This window comes from Pseudoalteromonas sp. PAST1, assembly GCF_021532515.1.
Classification (GTDB): domain Bacteria; phylum Pseudomonadota; class Gammaproteobacteria; order Enterobacterales; family Alteromonadaceae; genus Pseudoalteromonas; species Pseudoalteromonas simplex.
Genome location: NZ_JAKGBH010000003.1, coordinates 121,433 through 140,979, shown reverse-complemented (window position 1 = coordinate 140,979; position 19,547 = coordinate 121,433). Strand labels below are relative to the sequence as shown.

Genomic DNA, 19,547 nt, shown 5'->3' with positions numbered 1-19,547 from the left:
AAATGAGTTGGTTTGCGAGGGCTCAAAGAGCCCAAAACGAAGCAAGTTAGCTATTACGTTTACGGCTAAACCAAGGCACGTCGACTTCATATTGCTCAACTTTGTCGGCAACATCTAAGGTTAGAGCAAACAACGCCATGCGAATTAACACGCCATTTTGCACTTGGCGGAAAATTGCTAGGTTGTCGTTGCTATTTAAATCGTTATCTAGCTCGTTTGCCTCTAAACGGCTGTCACGAGGGAGTGGGTGCATCAATACTGAGTTTGGCTTACAGTGTGCGTTGTAAATTGCTTGGCTGATACGGAAACCACCACGGTATTTGTTAGCTTCTTCTTGTGAAGGGAAGCGCTCTTCTTGGATACGGGTTTGATACACAATATCGGCCGCCAAGTTGCCTTCCATCTTATCGACTACTTGAATTTTATGACCTGCGTTATCTACAGCATCTAAAATGTAGTCTGGCATTTGTAAGCCATCAGGTGCCACCATAGAGAACTTAACGTCTTTATAATGACAAAGTAATTTAGATAAAGAGTGCACAGTACGGCCATATTTTAAATCACCTACTAGGGCAATGTGCATACCGTCGATGCTTTGGTTGAAGCGACCTAGTTCACGCTCAATTGTTAGTAAGTCCAGTAGGGCTTGTGTTGGGTGCTCATTTGGGCCGTCACCGCCATTAATCACTGGCACGTCACACCCAGTGGCAAACTCAGCAACAGAGCCTGCGTCAGGGTGGCGCATTGCGACTGCATCTGCATACGCTGAGATAACGCGAGCGGTATCATATAACGATTCACCTTTTGCAAGCGCCGAGCTTTGCATACCTGTTGTTTCACGAACCAAACCACCTAGTAAGTTAAATGCTGTACCAAAACTTACGCGAGTACGCGTGCTTGGTTCAAAGAACAAGTTCGCTAAAATTGCGCCCTCTAAAACATTGGTGCGCTTTTGCTTTTTAGCATAAGGCTCCATTTTCTTAGCAACTGCAAAAATACGTTCAATACAATCTCGATCAAGCTGATTGACCGACAGGATATTTTCACCTTGGAAACTTAGCATGGGGTTTGTTCCTAATCATATTTATAGGGCGCTGGCACTCGGTATGGGAGGCCGCATAAATTTGCGCAGTACTATAGCAAATTTTTAGCGTTCACAGCAGCAAATTATAAGTTAGGTTTAATAATTGCCAGTGCCACTATAGCTAAAAGGATGAGTACCGGAACTTCATTAAAAATTCGATAAAAGCGAACGCTACGAGTATTGCGATCATGCTTAAAGTCAGCCAGTAATTTAAAGCAATAGCCATGATAAATATAAAGGATAATTACTAACACCAGTTTGTAGTGCAGCCACATGCTGTATCTAAACCAATCACGACCATATTCAAAAATGGTCAGTAAGCCAAATACCAATGTTAAAACGGCAAACGGCGTCACAAAAAACAGTAAGCGGCGTTCCATTACTTTCAGCATTGAGTTACAGGCTTTTTCTTCACTCATTGCGTGGTAAACAAAAAGACGTGGTAGGTAAAAAATACCGGCAAACCAAGCAATCATAAAAAATACGTGGAAGGTTTTATAAACTAATAGCGCAGTCATTTAAGCATCCATTTTAATTGTTATAACAAACTATTGCGTATGGTAAGAATATGTCTGATTTGGTCCCAACGCAAAAGGCCCATAATCTGTTGGTTATCAAGTAGGTTGTAAATATACACCGCACCGCTGCGTTTATCTTTTAGTAAGTCAAAAGCATCGGCTAATGTTGCTTGGCTACTAAGGCCGGCAAGGCTGACATATTTGATGTTACTTTCTTGGTCAGACATCAAACTTAAATCATATTCAGCAAGACGATAGCCATTCTCTTCATCATGAACAATCAGCGGGGTTTGGCTATCAAGGGCATCAAGCGATTCTTTAATTTGTTGTTTGTCGTCACTGTAAAGCAGTTTGAACTGCTCATCCATTTCATCCATCACGCCTACTTTTTGTAATGCTTCTGTGGCAGGCGATATTTGATACTCAAGCCCTTGGAAGTCAAGTTGCTGCATAAAAATAGAGCGGTTACCAAAAAACTGTAATGCTGTGACATAAGCCGTTGAGATCACCAACATGGCTGGCACAATGATCTCGGGGCTTGAGGTTAACTCCATAACCGTAGTGAGTGCAGCAAGTGGTGCGTGTAATGTAGCGGCCAATAACCCTGCCATGCCAAGCATGCTGTAGGTACCTGTGATATCTACTCCTGGGCTAATAAACTGCGCAAAGAAGGCCATTAAGGTGCCCATTAATACCCCAAGCCCAATAACAGGGCCGATGATCCCACCTGGAATACCTAAACCAATGGCAAATAAGGTGGCGAGTAATTTGGCAATCAAGATGGTTGTTAAAAACTGCACATCATCTGGTGATTCAATAGCAATAGTGATGGCGCTCATACCTGAACCCATTGCATGAGGAACCATATAAGCAATTAACCCTGCAATTAACCCTGCCAGTAATAGGCGAGGAAACATGCTAAGCGGTTTAAAAGTGCGGATTATAAGCATCAAGTTTTGGTTAAACGCATAGGCAACAGCCCCTAGTGCCATACCAAATATGATTAAAAATGGGTAATGCCAGCCACTCAATGGGTTCATGGTGATAAGCGCAAGCTCTGAAGCATCACCAAATACAAACTGAGTGGCTAAAGCACCAGTAACCGCAGCGAGCATAATGGGCACAAAAATATGCACTTTATATTCCCTAAGCACCACCTCCATAACAAAGATAACGGCTGCAAGTGGGGTGTTAAATGAGGCTGCAATTCCGGCTGCAACGCCACAACCGGTGAGGGTACGCATTGCATTGTGTGGAAGGTGTAGTTTATCGGCCAGTAAACTGGCACCTGTTGCACCCATATGCACTGACGGGCCTTCTCGGCCCACCGAAAAACCACTGATCAAGGCTAAAGCACCACCAACAAATTGGTTAACCGTGTTATAGAGTGGCATATGACCGTAGTATTTTTTTATTCGATGAATGACAAATGGAATACCAAGTCGATAATGTTTAAATCCAGTTGAAGCTGCAAAAAGGGCAATTAATAAGGCTGCGCCGACTGGTAATAAAACACGTTCAAGAGTAGGAAGCGTAGAAAAGTCATCAGGCTTTTCTAAGAATAAGCTCTGGAAAAACATGATTGTAAGGCGAAAGAATATGATCAGCACTGCCGCAATTAACCCTGCACTCACACCAAGTAAGCACAATTGCACAGATGTTTTAGGCTTTGCTAGTCGACGTCTTAGTCTCTCAAGCCACACGCATATTTCCTCACAGCACTTTTGAGCCGCAGTTTACCAAATCAAACTCACTAAGTCGTTGGCATTTTATATTTTTATCTTTTTTTTGGGAAAATCGAGCTGATTATAATATTTAATGACTGAGCCAAGGTTATGGTTGCATACTTATCACTGTCATAGGAGAGTTATGTTTTTGCTTGTACATGCGCTCATCAGCTTTATTTAATAAGTCGTCAAGTGATTTTGCATCATCAGGATATAAAGCATAACCAACACTTGCGCCTACATTTAAATAACCCACCTCAGATGCAATTGGCGTTGATATTGAGTTAATAAAACGTGTTAGAGCTCGCTCAATCTGATTTTGATTTTCTATATCAGTAATGACTATGACAAATTCATCCCCCCCAATGCGTGCAACACAATCTGTTTTTCGGGCTGTTTCAAGTAACCGTTTAGCAATTTCAACAAGCACGAAATCACCAACTAAATGACCATGGGTGTCATTGATGGGCTTAAATTTGTCAAGGTCAAAGTATAAACAACCAACCTTACCACCTGTGCGTTCAACACGGTCAAACTCATGATTAATAAACTTACTTAAAGCGCTTCTATTTGCAAGACCGGTAAGATGATCTGTTTGTGCCAACATTCGTATCTGTTGTTCAGCCAAAACCCGCTTGGTAATATCAAAATTGACGCCGATCATCCGTTTTCCGTAGATTCTTCCGTCGGCATTGATATAGCGAGTTCTGCCAGAAGATAAAACGATACGAAACTCAGCATGAAATTCTTCATTGTTTAGTATCGAAAGCTTGAGCTTATTTGTAACGTCCTCATAATCATCTGGGTGTAAGGTGCTCGCCCATGTTGAGTAATTGCCTTTAAAAGATGTTTTTGGAATTTCGAACAAGGTATGCATCCAGTCATCCCAGATTAATTCATTGGTTTCAAAGTTCCACTCCCAAATTCCAATGTGTGCTGCATCTGCAGCCATTGACATCCGTTGATGTAAGTTCTCAAGATCTGTTTTTGCTTGTTTTAATTCAGTAACATCTTCAGATACATCCAGTAAGTAGCGAGCTTTTCCTTGAGCGTCTCTAATTGCGAGCTTTCTGGTTCGAAGATAATGCGTTCGACCATTTATGGTCATAGGCTTCTCAGTTACAAAAAGTGTTTCGTTACTTTTTAGTACATCCCTATCTGTTTGAATAAAATTCACGGCGTCCTCATCGCTAAAAATATCAAAGTCATTTAAGCCAATGAGTTGCTCTTTAGTTTTACCTAAAAGTTGCTCACCTGCTTTATTGACATGGCTAAATGTTAGATGCTCGGCCTCTTTTACGAACAGCATAATAGGTAAGTTATCGAAAATTGTTTGTGTAAACGCTTCTTGGTTTTGAATGTCGCTTAGGTCTTTAATAGTTGCAACGTAAGAGCCTGCTTCTTTTTTGCCAATGGAGCTAATTGTGAGAGTGATAGGAAAGTAGCATTTATCCTTACGTAACCCCTTTAATAGGCGGCTCTTATTTGTACTCACGTTTTCTTTTTTTTGCTGTGGGTCGCAGAATATCTCATCTAACTGCGATGATTGTTTTGGGATTAAAGTGTGGATATGTTTACCGATTAGGTGGGTTGGTTCATAGCCAAAAACAGGAAGAACTGCTGGGTTAGCGAATTCAATTACTCCTACATTATTAAAGCTAATAACGACATCTTGAACTGTATTCAGCACGGCTTCAAGTTTGGCTGATAGTAAACTTCGTGCTCTAAGTTCGACAATTCCTAATACAAACAGACTTAGGGCTAATAAGACGGATATAATTAATTTTGCAAGCGCAGCGTTATCATGGCCAGATGTATAAATGGTATAATCAGTCTCAAATACAGTCATTGAAATCATACCAATGTAGTGCATGCTTGAAATAGCACTCCCCATAATGACTGCAACGAGAATGTTTATACGTGTTTGGTTTACCTCACGCTCATTTCTAAAATCATTAATCCATAGTGCAATGCCAGAAAGAACAATTGCGACTAAAATCGATAATGAAAATAACCAAGGTTCATAGGCCATGTGGGCTGGCATCATCATTGCCATCATGCCAATAAAGTGCATACAACCAATACCAGCCCCCATAAGTACACTTCGAAAAACTAGCCCTTTGCCACGCCCAATAGTGGGGGAAAGAACAATATAACTTGCAAAAACGCTTGGCAAAATAGAGATCAAAGTGACCGTGATGTTGTATTCAACAGCGATAGGAAGTTTATAGGCGAGCATACCTACAAAATGCATACCCCAGATACCAATACCTAAAAAGCACGATGCTAACAAAGTCCATACAAGGCTTTCATTTTTTAATTGAGAGCTTTTAATTTTTGCTGATAGTAAAAATGAAATGTAAGAAGCAAAGACCGCAGTAAGTACGGATAAGCAAACGAGTAAACTATCGTACTGCGCAGGGATTGTTTGCGAGCTAGTTAAGCTTGGACTAATGAAATGCAGCTTTAAATGATCTATCACTGTGATGGTCCCTCATCGCATAACTTTTACATGGGTAAAAAGTACTACAATTAAATGTTAGTTCAATGCGAATATGTTAGCCAATCCTATACTAAAATATTTTCAATGGGAGGCGATACTTGATTAAAATACTCGGGTATTAGATAATTGCGACCATTATAGGTTTTGAGGGTTTTGGTATGTCAGATGAGTTGCCAATCAAGTTCAGCGATGCAGCAGCTGTTCGCGTTAAACAGTTAATCGAGGAAGAAGAAAATCCTGATCTAAAGCTACGTGTATACGTTACAGGTGGTGGTTGCTCAGGTTTCCAATATGGTTTTACTTTTGATGAAAAAGCTAACCCTGGCGATTTAGAAATTGTTAAAAATGGTGTAACGCTAGTTGTTGACCCTATGAGTATTCAATACCTAGTTGATGGTACCGTTGATTACACAGAAGGCCTTGAAGGGGCTCGCTTTTTTGTGAATAACCCGAACGCAACTACAACCTGTGGTTGCGGAGCCAGCTTCAGCGTTTAATTATTTATGAAAGCCACTTGATGTGGCTTTTTTATTGCTTTAACTTCTCATAATATCCTGCCTCTGCTAAATTTTACGCATTATTAGAAGGAATTTTGCGTTGCCAAATATAACTACAACAATAGAAAAGAAACCCTATATTTTAGCTATCGCCATTGTTTTGGTGATTATATTGTGGATGCTATCCGGCGATAGCAAAGCAGATCAAAACGCGCAGCAAAGTAAAGAACAAGCCCAAGAGCGCTTGCCTAAAGTGCAGGCGATGTCATTAGTTGCTAAGAAAATAAATAAAAACCTGACCTTTTACGGTAAATCAGAGCCTGACAAAATCGCAAATATTAGCGCTAGGCAAGCAGGACAAGTACTCGAAATCTTGGTTGAAGAAGGTCAGTTTGTAAAACAAGAACAGGTTATTTTACGCCTCGATAAGTCTGATTTAGCCGCCCAAATTACATCAGCAGAAGCCTTAGTGGCACAGTATCAAACTGAATACGAAGGCGCCCTTAAGCTAAATCAGCAAGGTTTACAGAACAAAGTATTAACCATGCAAGCGCAAGCTATGTTGCAACAGGCTAAAGCAACCTTAGTTAGCCTTGAATTAAAACTAGAGCGCACTGAAGTACGCGCTGCTTTTGATGGCGTTATTAACAAACGTTTAGTCGAAATTGGTGATTATGTTGGCATAGGCGACCCTATTTTACAGCTCGCTGATTTAGACCCGTTAATTGTTAGAGCCGATGCAACCCAAAAAGAAGTGCAAGGCTTAGAAGTCGGGCAAGCTACTTTTGCTCATGTTTTAAATGACAAAACCTATCCTGGTCGTATTCGTTATATTGCATCTGTTGCTGATGACAGCACGAATACATTTCGCATCGAAGCGGCGTTTGAAAACCCAGGAATGAAATATAAAGCAGGTTTTTCGACTCAGCTTAATATTGAGTTGCCAACTGAGCCTGCAATGTTATTAAGCCCAGCTTTTATGGCCCTTGATGAGCAAGGTAATATCGGCGTAAAAGTCGTGAATGACGATAATATTGTTGAGTTTAAATCGGTGAATCTGGCTAAAAGTACCGAGCAGGGGGTTTGGCTTTGGGGTTTAGGCGAACAAGCAAATGTCATTACCCTTGGTCAAGGTTTTGTGCGTGCCGGTGATAAAGTTGAGCCCGTGTTTACTGAAGCTACGAGCAACTAAGTATGAAAAACTTAATCGAAGCGTCGTTGACTCACACGCGTACAGTTTTATCTATTTTCATCTTGTTGCTGATCTCGGGCTGGGTGACATATCAAACCATCCCTAAAGAAGCGAATCCTGATGTCACCATTCCTTTTATTTATGTGTCGATTATTCATGACGGTATTTCCCCTGAAGATGCTGAGCGGCTATTAGTTAGGCCAATGGAGATTGAGCTCCGCTCGATTGAAGGCGTAAAAGAAATGTCAGCGGTGGCAAGTGAAGGGCATGCCTCTGTGACCCTTGAATTTATCGCGGGTATGGATCCCAAAGAAGCCTTAGCTGATGTACGAGATAAAGTCAGCTTAGCTAAGGCGAAACTGCCTTCTGAATCAGAAGAACCAGAAGTTCATGAAATTTTGATGGAAGACGAGCAACCGACTATTACATTAACTTTGTCCGGTGATGCGCCAGAACGAGGTTTGTTAACCCTTGCTCGTAATCTTAAAGATGAACTAGAAAGCATTTCTAGCGTATTAGAAGTTGATGTAGGTGGTGATCGCGAGGACATGGTCGAAATTGAGGTCGATCCACTGGCGATGATTTCTTATGGCTTAGAACCGAGTGACATCATTCAACTGCTATCAAATAACAACCGCTTAGTTGCTGCCGGTACACTTGATACTGGTAAAGGACGCTTTGCTGTAAAAATCCCATCCGTGTTTGAGACGATTCAGGATGTCATGGAGCAACCCGTGAAAGTCGTTGGCGATAGGGTGGTACGTTTTATGGACGTAGCAAAAATTCGTCGAGCGTATAAAGACCCAACCTCAATCGCACGTATTAATGGCCGCCATGCGGTTTCGCTGGAAGTAAAAAAACGTGCTGGTGAAAATATTATTGATACGGTCGAACAAGTGAAGCAAGTGGTCAATGAGGCCAAGAAAATATGGCCTGATCATATACGCGTTGATTACACCGGCGACATGTCAAAAGACGTAAAGATGATGCTTTCTGATCTGCAAAATAATGTGCTGTCTGCCGTATTATTGGTGGTTATCGTTATTGTGGCGGTACTTGGTGCGCGCACGGCATTTTTAGTGGGTATTGCCATTCCCGGTTCATTCTTAACGGGGATTTTAGTGATCTCTGTGTTTGGTTTAACGGTGAATATCGTGGTGCTCTTTGCGCTCATCATGGCTGTCGGTATGCTGGTGGATGGCGCAATTGTTGTTAGTGAGTTTGCAGACAGAGCAATGAGTGAAGGCAAACCGCGCAAGGTTGCATATAAACTGGCTGCAGAACGAATGGCATGGCCAATTATCGCCTCTACGGCAACAACATTAGCGGCCTTTGCCCCGCTGATATTTTGGCCGGGAATGATGGGCGAGTTTATGAAATACTTGCCGATTACACTTATTGCTACTTTGTCTGCGTCATTACTTATGGCACTGGTGTTTGTACCAACTATTGGTGGACTAATAGGTAAATCAAGGCCGCTTTCTGAGCAGAAAAAACATGATTTAGAGTTAGCAGAGTCTGGCGATTTAACACAAATTAAAGGAATGCTTGGGCGTTATATTCGAGTGCTTGATTATGCAACAGAGCGCCCTTGGTGGAGCCTTGCTGCTGCAATTGTGTTTTCTATTATGGTGTTTTTTGCCTTTGCTATTTCTAAGCTTGGCGTTGAGTTCTTTCCTGATGTTGAGCCAAATGGCGTCAATATCAAAGTACGTTCTTACAGTGACTTATCCATCTTTGAAAAAGACGTGATCATGAAAGATATTGAGTCGCGCATCCTAAAAGTGGAAGGTATAAAAACTTTGTACGCCCGTACTGGTGGTAAAGATCAAGTAGGCACGTTTAGAATGAATCTAAAAGATTGGGATGAGCGTCCGCCCGCAGAAGATATTATCAGCCAAGTTAACGAAATCACGGCAAGTTATGCCGGTGTAGAAATTGAACTTCGTAAAGATGAAAACGGCCCGGGTGGTGGTAAAGCGTTAAGCATTGAGCTGAGCTCTCGGTTTGTTGATGTGCTTAACAGTGAAGCTAAACGAGTAAGGCAAGCTATCGAGAATGATGGCGCGTTTCGAAATGTTGATGACAGTGCTTCAAAACCAGGTATTGAATGGCAACTTAAATTGAACCGTTCGGATGCGGCTCGTTTTGGTGCCGATGCCAGTATGTTAGGGGCAAATGTTCAGCTTATTACCAATGGCTTGAAATTAGGGGAATACCGTCCAGATGATGTGGATGACGAGATTGATATTCGCGTACGTTTCCCCCATGACAAACGTGATTTAGGGCGTCTTGAAACGCTGCGTGTAAAAACCATACACGGGCAAGTGCCCATTAGTCACTTTGTTGAGCGTCAAGCAGCGCCTAAAGTCGATACTATCCGTCGTGTAGATTCTCAGCGCGTTGTTACCGTTAATGCAGACATGAAGCCGGGTGAACAACTTGCCAAGGCATTGCCGCGCTTACAAGCGCAATTAGAAGAGCAAGGATTAGACCCTCGCGTGAAAATTAAAGTGCGTGGTGAAACTGAAGATCAAGATGAATCAGAAGCCTTTCTTGAGCAGGCTTTTGTGGTTGCTCTATTTGTGATGGGTATCATTTTGGTGACGCAATTTAATAGCTTTTATCAAGCATTTTTGATTTTAAGTGCTGTGCTATTTTCAACTGTGGGTGTGTTCTTAGGTTTAATCGTATTACAGCAACCGTTTGGTATTGTGATGTCAGGTATTGGGGTTATTTCGCTTGCAGGTATTGTGGTTAATAACAATATAGTATTGATTGATACCTATAATGTTTTACGAAGCCAAGGTCTGGCTGCCAAAGATGCGATTTTGCGAACCGGTGCACAGCGTTTGCGTCCGGTATTGCTAACGACTGTTACCACCATTTTGGGATTGATGCCAATGGTACTCCAAGTGAATATTGATTTATTTAACCGTCACATTGATTTTGGTGCGCCATCTACTCAGTGGTGGGTGCAATTGGCAACAGCCGTTGCGGGTGGTTTAACATTTGCCACGGTGTTGACACTTGTGCTTACACCGTGTTTGTTAATGCTGCGAGATCGTCGTAGATAGTAATAGGTAAATTCGTTACCGATTAATTAAAAATGAGTGACCCTAGTGTTGGGTCACTTTAATCATCAGTAAAAAGAAGCCTAAAACTAACGCTGATGCGACCAAAATGTATACAAAGCCATTTTTACCTTGCTTAATTGGTACTCGATTGTGTTTTAAAAATAGGTACCATGCTACACACAGTACAATTGGCAACAAAAATAATATACGAAACATTTCTTAGCCTTTTTCAGTATTTACGTACACTTTAAGCATAAATATGCAGAATTTAAAGCGATACTTTCATCTTGTTTGACTTCCAATTGATCAATTTTTTGGTACAGTTAACCAGTTAACCAGTTAACTATAGAGCACATGCTTTAATTTTAGCTACACTAAGACATGTATACTAATAAGGTCCATACCTAAAAGGTGGACATTTGTATAATTAATAATTCAAAGTGAAAATTATTAGTATATAATGTATCCAAGAGTGAGACGGGCAAATTTCACTCTTAAGTTTATTAATTTAAATCATCTAGTAGGAGATGTATTTTATGATGGGTAAAACAGTTTCTTCTGAAGAAAACTCGAAATTAACGAAATGGCTTAAAACTAAACGCCACGAGAAAGGTCACACAATGCGTAGCCTTGCGCAGGTTTTAGGTACGCCGCATTCTTTTATCGGTAAAATTGAAAACCAAGAACGTCGACTAGATGTTATTGAATTCATACGTTATTGTGATGCTTTGGAAGTTGACCCGTACGAAGGTCTTAATTTGCTAAAAGACGCATAATTTTTTAGTGCTTTGTGGTGAAATAACACTACTAAAGTAATACAAATAGTGCAGGGAGGCGCTATTAAAATTTCACCATTTATCTCTCCTCTAAAATTACTTTCGTATCTAACTTGTTAAATCCCTTTGATGATAGTTGTTTTCTAGTGCATAAAGCTTATGCCTAATTAAAAATAAGAAAATTAATGAAGGTAAAACCATAAGTGCTGTCAGTACAAAGAACATCGCCCAATTTCCTCCTAACCAGTCATCAATGACCACGCCGCTATAACTTGAAAGTAAAGTTCTACCTAAATTACCTAATGAAGCAAGTAGCGCATAGTGAGTGGCACTAAATGCTCTGTCGCAAAGCATAGATATAAACGCCACCATGGCAACGAGAGACCAAGCCTGTGTAAAACCATCAATAATGATTGCAAACGCGTAAAGGCTCAATTTAGGGCCTGCTATAGCAATCCAAGCGAAGGCGAGATTTGAGGCTGCCATCGCAATACCACTAATAAATAAGCCTTTAACAATGCCATATCGTTGGTTAAACAAACTACCTAGAAAGGTGAAAGCGATAGTAAGTACTGCCGTACCTACTTTTGAGAAGGTAGCAATATCGCTATTCGAGAAGCCCACTTCTTTATAAAACACGATAGACATTCGCCCTAAGAAGGCCTCGCCGATTTTAAATAAGAAAATAAAAGCTAATAAAGCCAATGCTGTTTTTACCCCGTTACGGGCGAAGAAGGTTCTAAAAGGATCAAAAACGGTTACAGCAAGCCATGCAATAACTTTAGCAAAGCGAGTTTGCGTACTACCAGCCAGCTTTTGTTGATAGGTTTGCTCAAGCTCTGCTTGAACTGCATCGCGATTTGATTCTGGTTCTTTCGCCCAAAATACGCTGCTCATTAATAGCAGCATCACTACAGATAGGAAAAAGTAAACTTGTGGCCAATCAATTGAAGGAATGTCGGCCATATAAAACGGTAGGGCGCCTAATAGAGCATAGCCGCTCCACCAACCTGAGGTTGCCATTGCTGCCGCTGCGGTGGCTTTATGGCTCTCATTTTCTGCCAAAGTGTCGATACGAAATGCATCAATAGCAATGTCTTGAGTTGCAGATGCTATTGCAATCACTAAACACAGTGCGGCAGCAAACCAAAGGTTGGCTTTGATATCGAGCCCTGCAAGCGAAAAGGTACCAATAAAAATGACTGACTGACAGAGTAAAATCCAGCTACGGCGCTGGCCTAGCCAGTTAAATAAAAAAGGTAACTTTACACGGTCAACGAGCGGTGACCATAAAAAGTTAATGCTATATGCACCAAACACGATGCCAAACAACCCAATCATGCTGCGGCTTAGGCCTTCATCTTTTAGCCAGGCCGACATGACAGAGCCAATCAATACCCACGGAAAGCCGCTGCTAATACCAAAAATAAAAATATTAATTAAACGTTTATCTTTGAAGTATGAGAAATACTCTGAAAAAGAAAGGGTTTTTGTCATAGTGTTGCCAGTTTAAGGGGCGTGCGCCCCTATTTATTATTGATTAGCGTCAAGCACTTTTACGTTTAAGATAACAACAGGATCTTTGGGTACAAAGCTGTAACCAATTTTTTCATTGAAAGCAGTTTCGACACGCATGATTTTGTCTAGAGTTTCGTAGCCATCCATGACCATACCAAATACAGCAAAGCCCCAATCACGACCTGGATTAAGATGGTCGTTGTCGTCCATATTAAAGAAGAATTGACGCGTACCTGAGTGTGGTTTACGGTCTTGATATGCCATTGCGATACTATACATATCGTTTTTTAACCCGTTGCCACTTTCATTGAAAATAGGGTCACCTTCGTACAGACCATCGTAGTCTTTATCGTAACCACCGCCTTGAATTACAAAATCACGTTCGTTGTCTTCATCACGTTCAACACGGTGAAATACACTACCTTGATAGCTACCATCGGCAACGTAAGTTAGAAAGTTATTTACTGTAATTGGTGCCCGTGAACGATCCATTTCGACCACAATACTGCCAAGCGTAGTAACAATTTCTACGCGCGGAAACATATTGTCTTTTTGAATAAACTTACCTTCAGTCGCTGCGAATGAACTGTGAGCAAAAAACAATAAAAAACTAAGTAATAAAATGCGTTTCATGGTTAACCTTCTAAATAGGCGATTAATTCTGGGTCAGATACAATGCGTGTTATAACCTGTTCAGTCAACTTATTAAGTTGACCTTCTATTTTTGCACGGTCATGACTGAGTGGTCCTTCAAGATTTGCGTTGCCGCGGTATATCTTACTAAAGTTACTTGTACTTTTAATCACTCTTAAACCAAACTCCACATTTGCAGCACTACTGTGCGTCATCATCTTTTCGGTGACAGTTGCTTGCAACTTATGAATATCTAATTCAAAACGCGTAGTTGCTAAGTTTGAAATGTTAGCACCATTTCGGCTCAGAGCACTGTCTAAGGCACTTTTCACAGAATCAGCTATTCCAGGGCTTGCAAGCGTTTTAACTTTGTCTGAACCAATGATTTTAAGGGTCACATTGTCACCACGTAAGTCAATTACGCTGGTGCTAACATTACTGTTAATAGTTGAAATTTTCCCGCCTTGATAAACGGGGTTCAAAATTAACTGATTTGGCTGATTGCTACACGCAGATAGGGCGGCTAGCAAGCATAAAGGAAGTATTTTTTTCATTTAGTTAGCTCCATTAATTATTCTTTGTAGCACTTAGTACGACAAACTTTTTATTAGATCCTAATAGCTTACAATTGCCGAACATGCGTTTTAACTTTTCATGATAGTCTAGATGACGATTACCAATAATTCTTAATTCACCACCGTGCTTTAATGTTTGTTTTGCTTGTTTGAACATTTGCCAAGCAATGTGGTCGGTCACCGCTTGCGCTTGGTGGAATGGCGGGTTACATAAAACAAGGTCAACACTGTTAGGTTGAAAATCGGTTAAGCAATCGTTTTGGACAAACTCACACTGGTCTAATTGCTCTGGTAGATTGTTAGCGACGTTTAATTTAGCTGATTCAACGGCCATAAAGGACTCATCAACGAAGGTTACATGGGCTTTAGGGCAACGCTTTAAAGTCATCAACCCAACAACGCCATTACCACAGCCTAAATCAATGATGCTGCGAGCTTTGCTCGTTTGTGGCAAATAGTTAAAGAAAAAACGCGCGCCAATATCTAATGAGTCTCGTGAAAAAACATTGGCATGGTTTTGAATTTCAAATTCACTGCCTTCAAGTGGCCAGTTAACAGGAAAGGGGGCTACTTTATTAAGACCACTGGTTTTACTGATAATTAAGCGGGACTTTTTAACCGCTAAGCTGGTTGATGTTTCACCGATATACTGACTAAAAGCCTTTATAGTTGAGTTATGAATGTCTTTCGTTTTTCCAGCTGCAATAACATCAATGTCAGCAGGTAAAGCTGCACTGATTGCGGCAAGTTGATGCTGAAGATAGCCTAAATTGCGTGGCACTTTTAATATCACTAAATCAACCTGATTAGGTAATGCTGCTAATGAGTCCAGTTGCGTTAAAGAATCTGTTGATAACTCATTGGTTTGTAAATTATAGCGGGTAGCTTGATGACCAATATACGAGTCGTTAACTGAATAAACTGTTAACGTATTAAAGGCACAGGCTAAAGCGCCAAAACTGTCATTGAGTATCAGGATTGAATTTGCATCTGGGTAGTGCTCTTGTACATAATTGACAAGGTACTCATCGCCTGAGTCCCATGCTTGAAGACTGCGATTTTTTTGATCTAACGGAAAGCGTTCTAGGGTATAGGTGTTATCACCGAGCTGTGCTTGGGTGGTCATCATGATTTTACGAAAGTATTAATGTATAGGTAAATTCTAACATGCAACAGCCAAACGCCAACCCTAATCATCTACCTGATGGGTTTTCTTACCAAGCCAATACATTGAGTGCGCAAAAAAGCCTCGAATTATTTTACTTTCTTCAGCAGCAGCTCAATTGGCAGCAACCGGCTATAAAAGTGTACGGAAAAAGCCATGTGATCCCGCGTTTGCAATGCTTTATTGCTGATCAGAACGTAAATTATGGTTACTCGGGTTCAAAATTAATCGTTGAGCCTTGGCCAGAGGTACTTGATGCTATGCGTGTACGCTTATCAAGAACTTTGCAGATACCATTTAATGCGCTTTTAGTTAATTTGTATCGAGATGGTCATGATTGTATGGGCTGGCATAGTGACGATGAGAAAGAACTTGGTGAGCAACCAACAATCGCGTCTGTATCACTAGGGGCCGAACGTGTATTTAAAATAAAGCACAAATATAAAAATGAACAATATAGCATTGTGCTGCAAAGTGGTAGCTGTTTAATCATGAATGGTTTTAGCCAGCGCGATTACCAGCATAGTTTGCCGAAGCAGCAAAGACTCAAACACCCTCGAATTAATCTTACCTTTCGTTCAATTATATAAAATCATTGGTAAATTGAGCCATGCCCTTGATATAGTAGCTGGCAAATATTTTCTTATGAAAGGTCTATGACACATGTCAATGCAACAACAAATTGAGCAAAAGCTTGCTGCGGGTATCGAATGTAAACACCTGAATGTTGTCAATGAAAGCCATATGCATAGTCGTGGAACTGAGTCGCATTTTAAAGTGGTGGTTGTGAGTGAAGAATTTGCAGGTAAACGTTTACTTGCCCGTCACCGTCAAATTAATGAGCTATTAAAAGATGAATTAGCAAATCACATTCATGCATTAGCGATTCACACATTTACTCCCGAAGAGTTCAGTGAACAACATGGACAGGCACCTGAATCACCAAAGTGCTTAGGCGGCTCAAAGTTCGACTAAATTAGCAGGACAGTCACTCAAAGTTAGAAGGACAGTCACCTAAAGTTAGAAGGACAGTCACCTAAAGTTAGAAAGACAGTCACTCAAAGTTAGAAAGACAGTCACTCAAAGTTAGAAAGACAGTCACTCAAAGTTAGAAAGACAGTCACTCAAAGTTAGAAAGACAGTCACTCAAAGTTAGAAAGACAGTCACTCAAAGTTAGCAGGACAGTCACTCAAAGTTAGCAGGACAGTCACTCAAAGTTAGAAGGACAGTCACTCAAAGTTAGAAGGACAGTCACTCTAGACTGCTGGTTACTTGGGTGTTTTAAGCTCGAAAAATTTACGTGGGTCTGAAAAGTTTTACTGATCAGACCTGTATTTTAACTATTAGCCTTTAAACTAGCGCTAATTTTTATTGTGATAGATATAGGATGATCAATGGTCATTAAGCCGAAAATTCGTGGATTTATCTGCACTAACGCGCATCCAGTAGGGTGTGCTGAGCACGTACAAGAACAAATTAATTATGTGAAAGCGCAAGGACCACTGAGCAATGCACCTAAGAATGTATTAGTGATAGGTGCGTCTACAGGTTACGGCCTAGCATCACGTATCACGGCTGCATTTGGTGGCGGTGCTAAAACGTTAGGTATTTTCTTTGAAAAAGAAGGTAGCGAACGCAAAACGGGTTCTGCAGGTTGGTACAACACAGCAGCATTCCAAGCAGCCGCTGAAGAAGCAGGTTTATGGTCTAAAAATATCAATGGCGACGCGTTTTCTAACGAAATTAAGCAAAAAGCAATTGATACTATCAAAGCTGATCTAGGTAAAATTGATTTAGTTGTTTACAGCCTTGCTTCACCTCGTCGTACTGATCCAAATACAGGTGAGACTTACTCATCTACGCTTAAGCCTATTGGCTCAGATATCACTACGAAGAACCTAAACACTTCAAAGCGTGTGATTGATGAAGTAACGGTTGAAGCAGCAAGCCAAGAAGACATCGACAATACAATTAAAGTAATGGGCGGTGAAGATTGGGAAATGTGGATTGACGCATTAAAAGAAGCAGATGTACTTGCTGATAACTTCAAAACGACTGCTTACACTTATATAGGTAAAGAGTTAACGTGGCCAATTTACGGTCATGCGACAATTGGTAAAGCGAAAGAAGATCTTGACCGTGCAACTCAAGCAATCAAAGAGTCTACAAAAGACTTAAATGGTGAAGCGTATGTTTCTTCATTAAATGCGGTTGTGACACAAGCAAGCTCGGCAATTCCAATTATGCCTTTATATATCTCTGCTTTATTCAAAGTAATGAAAGCAGATGGTACTTACGAAGGTACCATTGAGCAAATTCATTCACTATTTACTGAAAACCTTTACGGTGAAACACCACGTTTTGACGAAGGTGGTCATTTATTCCAAAACTACAAAGAGTTAGAAGATGATGTTCAAGCTCGTGTACAACATGTTTGGGATACAGTGGATACAGATACAATTGACGAATTAACGGATTACGTGGGTTACCATAATGAGTTTTTACGTTTATTCGGTTTTGGTATCGACAGTGTAGATTACGAGCAAGATGTGAATCCTGATGTTGCGATTTCACAGCTGATCGATTAATCGCTGAACAAACTTGATTTTGTAAAGTCGCTTTTTTAAGCGACTTTTTTGTTTCTGGATGAAAATAAAACTTCATCAATAGCACTTTGGTCTATATTGAATTTTATTCAAAAGGTTTTTGTAGTCTAAATAACCGTATCTGTCGTATAAATTTCATATTTGCTCTCGCATAGTCACCCTGATTGATGTTAAAATTCGGGCAATATATGTGAGGAGTTTACTGCGTTGCTTGTTTGGGGTGTTAAACAGGCTATTCTTTGATACTTAGAGTTTAACTTGAGCATATCAAATGGCGACGTGGTTGGTACGATTTTTCAGTTTCTTTCCGTTAATGTAATGCAAGTGCGTATGATCAACATAAAAAAAGGTCTGGATTTACCGATAGAGGGCGCACCTCAGCAAGTTATTCACGATGGTTCTGCCGTCAAACGTGTAGCTGTGCTAGGTGAAGAATATATTGGTATGCGTCCAACCATGCATGTTCGCGTGGATGACCAAGTCAAAAAAGGCCAGGTACTTTTTGAAGACAAAAAGAACCCAGGCGTCTTATTTACTGCACCAGCTTCTGGGGTAGTTAAAGAAATCAATCGTGGTGCTAAACGTGTGCTGCAATCTGTTGTTATTGAAGTTAATGGCAGTGAGCAAATCACCTTTGACTCTTTCAAGGCCGACGAGCTTTCGGGCTTAGACAGTGAAAAAGTGAAAGAAGTACTAGTTCAGTCAGGTCAATGGACAGCACTACGTGCTCGCCCATTCAGCAGAGTAGCTGCTTTGGATGCAAATCCTAGCTCTATCTTTGTAACGGCTATCGACACTAACCCGCTAGCTGCAGATCCTGCAGTAATCATTGCTGAGAACACTCAAGCATTTGAAGCTGGTTTAGCTGTGGTATCTCGTTTAACTGACGGCAAAGTATTTGTTTGTAAACAAGCTGGTAGCCAAGTGCCTAGTTCATCAATCCCTCAAGTAGAAGTACATGAGTTTGGTGGTAAGCACCCGGCAGGTCTTGTTGGTACACACATTCATAACTTAGACCCAGTTTCTGCAAGCAAGCAGGTTTGGCACTTAGGTTACCAAGACGTAATCGCGTTTGGTAATTTATTCCTAACAGGTGAAATCTTCACAGACCGTGTTGTTTCGCTTGCTGGTCCACGTGTTAAAAACCCACGCTTAGTAAAAACTCAGCTAGGTGCATCTTTAGATGATTTAGTTGCTGGTGAATTAGAAGACGGTGATAACCGTGTAATTTCTGGTTCTGTATTATCAGGCGCTATCTCTCAAGGTCCACACGCGTTCTTAGGTCGTTACCATGTTCAAGTATCAGTATTACTTGAAGGTCGCGAAAAAGAGCTATTCGGTTGGATCGCACCAGGTGCTAACAAGTTCTCAGTAACACGTACCTTCTTATCTCACCTTGCTCCTAGCCGTCTATTTAACATGACGACTTCAACAGGTGGTTCGAAGCGTGCCATGGTTCCAATTGGCAGCTATGAGCGTGTTATGCCTTTAGACATCCTACCTACACTATTATTACGTGATTTAATCGCACGTGATCTTGATGGTGCTATTTCGTTAGGTGCGCTAGAGCTTGATGAAGAAGATTTAGCATTATGTACCTTCGTTTGTCCAGGTAAATACGAGTACGGTTCAATCCTACGCGATTGCTTGACTACGATCGAGAAGGAAGGCTAGA

17 protein-coding genes are annotated in these 19,547 nt (G+C 40.9%); 8 read left to right on the top strand and 9 right to left on the bottom strand.

Annotated elements, in window-relative coordinates; all coding sequences use genetic code 11:
• Positions 1-46 precede the first annotated feature (46 nt).
• The 4 genes from L1272_RS02395 to L1272_RS02380 form a co-directional block, all read right to left on the bottom strand.
• Positions 47-1,063 carry an aspartate carbamoyltransferase gene (locus L1272_RS02395; RefSeq protein ID WP_054554265.1) on the bottom strand — a complete coding sequence of 339 codons (1,017 nt, stop codon included), beginning with the start codon at positions 1,061-1,063 and terminating at the stop codon, positions 47-49.
• A 104-nt stretch (positions 1,064-1,167) separates the two neighbouring features.
• Positions 1,168-1,602 carry a CopD family protein gene (locus tag L1272_RS02390; protein WP_235372645.1) on the bottom strand — a complete coding sequence of 145 codons (435 nt, stop codon included), beginning with the start codon at positions 1,600-1,602 and terminating at the stop codon, positions 1,168-1,170.
• Positions 1,603-1,622: 20 nt separating this feature from the next.
• Positions 1,623-3,305, bottom strand: a complete 1,683-nt coding sequence (locus L1272_RS02385; RefSeq protein WP_138601775.1) for a chloride channel protein — start codon at positions 3,303-3,305, stop codon at positions 1,623-1,625.
• A gap of 130 nt (positions 3,306-3,435) precedes the next feature.
• The gene (locus L1272_RS02380) at positions 3,436-5,811 is read right to left on the bottom strand and encodes a diguanylate cyclase domain-containing protein (RefSeq protein ID WP_199529508.1); all 2,376 of its coding nucleotides are present in this window, start codon (positions 5,809-5,811) and stop codon (positions 3,436-3,438) included.
• Positions 5,812-5,990: 179 nt separating this feature from the next.
• Between L1272_RS02380 and erpA the strand changes: the two genes are divergently transcribed.
• From erpA to L1272_RS02365, 3 genes are all read left to right on the top strand, one after another.
• Positions 5,991-6,329: an iron-sulfur cluster insertion protein ErpA gene (gene erpA / locus L1272_RS02375; RefSeq protein ID WP_036966451.1), complete on the top strand. Its 339-nt coding sequence runs from the start codon at positions 5,991-5,993 to the stop codon at positions 6,327-6,329.
• Between the two features lie 100 nt (positions 6,330-6,429).
• Entirely contained in the window at positions 6,430-7,521 is a 1,092-nt protein-coding gene (locus L1272_RS02370) for an efflux RND transporter periplasmic adaptor subunit (RefSeq protein WP_235372644.1), read from the top strand.
• 2 nt (positions 7,522-7,523) lie between these two features.
• Positions 7,524-10,598 (top strand): efflux RND transporter permease subunit, encoded by a 3,075-nt coding sequence (locus tag L1272_RS02365; RefSeq protein WP_235372643.1) that lies wholly within the window; start codon positions 7,524-7,526, stop codon positions 10,596-10,598.
• A gap of 42 nt (positions 10,599-10,640) precedes the next feature.
• Here the strand turns inward: L1272_RS02365 and L1272_RS02360 are convergent, their stop codons facing one another.
• Complete coding sequence (locus tag L1272_RS02360; protein ID WP_171043836.1) at positions 10,641-10,814, bottom strand: hypothetical protein; 174 nt, start codon at positions 10,812-10,814, stop codon at positions 10,641-10,643.
• 320 nt (positions 10,815-11,134) lie between these two features.
• On the opposite strand from L1272_RS02360, the gene L1272_RS02355 reads away from it, so the two are divergent.
• On the top strand, positions 11,135-11,374 hold the full coding sequence (locus tag L1272_RS02355) for a helix-turn-helix domain-containing protein (protein ID WP_054554271.1): 240 nt from the start codon (positions 11,135-11,137) through the stop codon (positions 11,372-11,374).
• Positions 11,375-11,482: 108 nt separating this feature from the next.
• Here L1272_RS02355 and L1272_RS02350 read toward each other — a convergent pair whose 3' ends face one another.
• From L1272_RS02350 to L1272_RS02335, 4 genes are read right to left on the bottom strand one after another with little or no spacing between them, the layout of a single operon-like run.
• Positions 11,483-12,871 (bottom strand): AmpG family muropeptide MFS transporter, encoded by a 1,389-nt coding sequence (locus L1272_RS02350; protein WP_235372642.1) that lies wholly within the window; start codon positions 12,869-12,871, stop codon positions 11,483-11,485.
• Positions 12,872-12,907: 36 nt separating this feature from the next.
• Positions 12,908-13,525 (bottom strand): peptidylprolyl isomerase, encoded by a 618-nt coding sequence (locus tag L1272_RS02345; RefSeq protein ID WP_054554273.1) that lies wholly within the window; start codon positions 13,523-13,525, stop codon positions 12,908-12,910.
• A 2-nt stretch (positions 13,526-13,527) separates the two neighbouring features.
• Positions 13,528-14,079 carry a YajG family lipoprotein gene (locus L1272_RS02340; RefSeq protein ID WP_054554274.1) on the bottom strand — a complete coding sequence of 184 codons (552 nt, stop codon included), beginning with the start codon at positions 14,077-14,079 and terminating at the stop codon, positions 13,528-13,530.
• Between the two features lie 13 nt (positions 14,080-14,092).
• The gene (locus tag L1272_RS02335; protein ID WP_235372656.1) at positions 14,093-15,226 is read right to left on the bottom strand and encodes a methyltransferase; all 1,134 of its coding nucleotides are present in this window, start codon (positions 15,224-15,226) and stop codon (positions 14,093-14,095) included.
• A gap of 41 nt (positions 15,227-15,267) precedes the next feature.
• On the opposite strand from L1272_RS02335, the gene L1272_RS02330 reads away from it, so the two are divergent.
• From L1272_RS02330 to L1272_RS02315, 4 genes are all read left to right on the top strand, one after another.
• Positions 15,268-15,855 (top strand): alpha-ketoglutarate-dependent dioxygenase AlkB family protein, encoded by a 588-nt coding sequence (locus L1272_RS02330; RefSeq protein ID WP_138601767.1) that lies wholly within the window; start codon positions 15,268-15,270, stop codon positions 15,853-15,855.
• A gap of 73 nt (positions 15,856-15,928) precedes the next feature.
• Positions 15,929-16,240, top strand: a complete 312-nt coding sequence (locus L1272_RS02325) for a BolA family protein (RefSeq protein WP_054554277.1) — start codon at positions 15,929-15,931, stop codon at positions 16,238-16,240.
• A gap of 420 nt (positions 16,241-16,660) precedes the next feature.
• The gene (fabV, locus tag L1272_RS02320; RefSeq protein ID WP_054554278.1) at positions 16,661-17,854 is read left to right on the top strand and encodes an enoyl-ACP reductase FabV; all 1,194 of its coding nucleotides are present in this window, start codon (positions 16,661-16,663) and stop codon (positions 17,852-17,854) included.
• Between the two features lie 348 nt (positions 17,855-18,202).
• On the top strand, positions 18,203-19,546 hold the full coding sequence (locus L1272_RS02315) for a Na(+)-translocating NADH-quinone reductase subunit A (RefSeq protein ID WP_235372655.1): 1,344 nt from the start codon (positions 18,203-18,205) through the stop codon (positions 19,544-19,546).
• Position 19,547 lies beyond the last annotated feature (1 nt).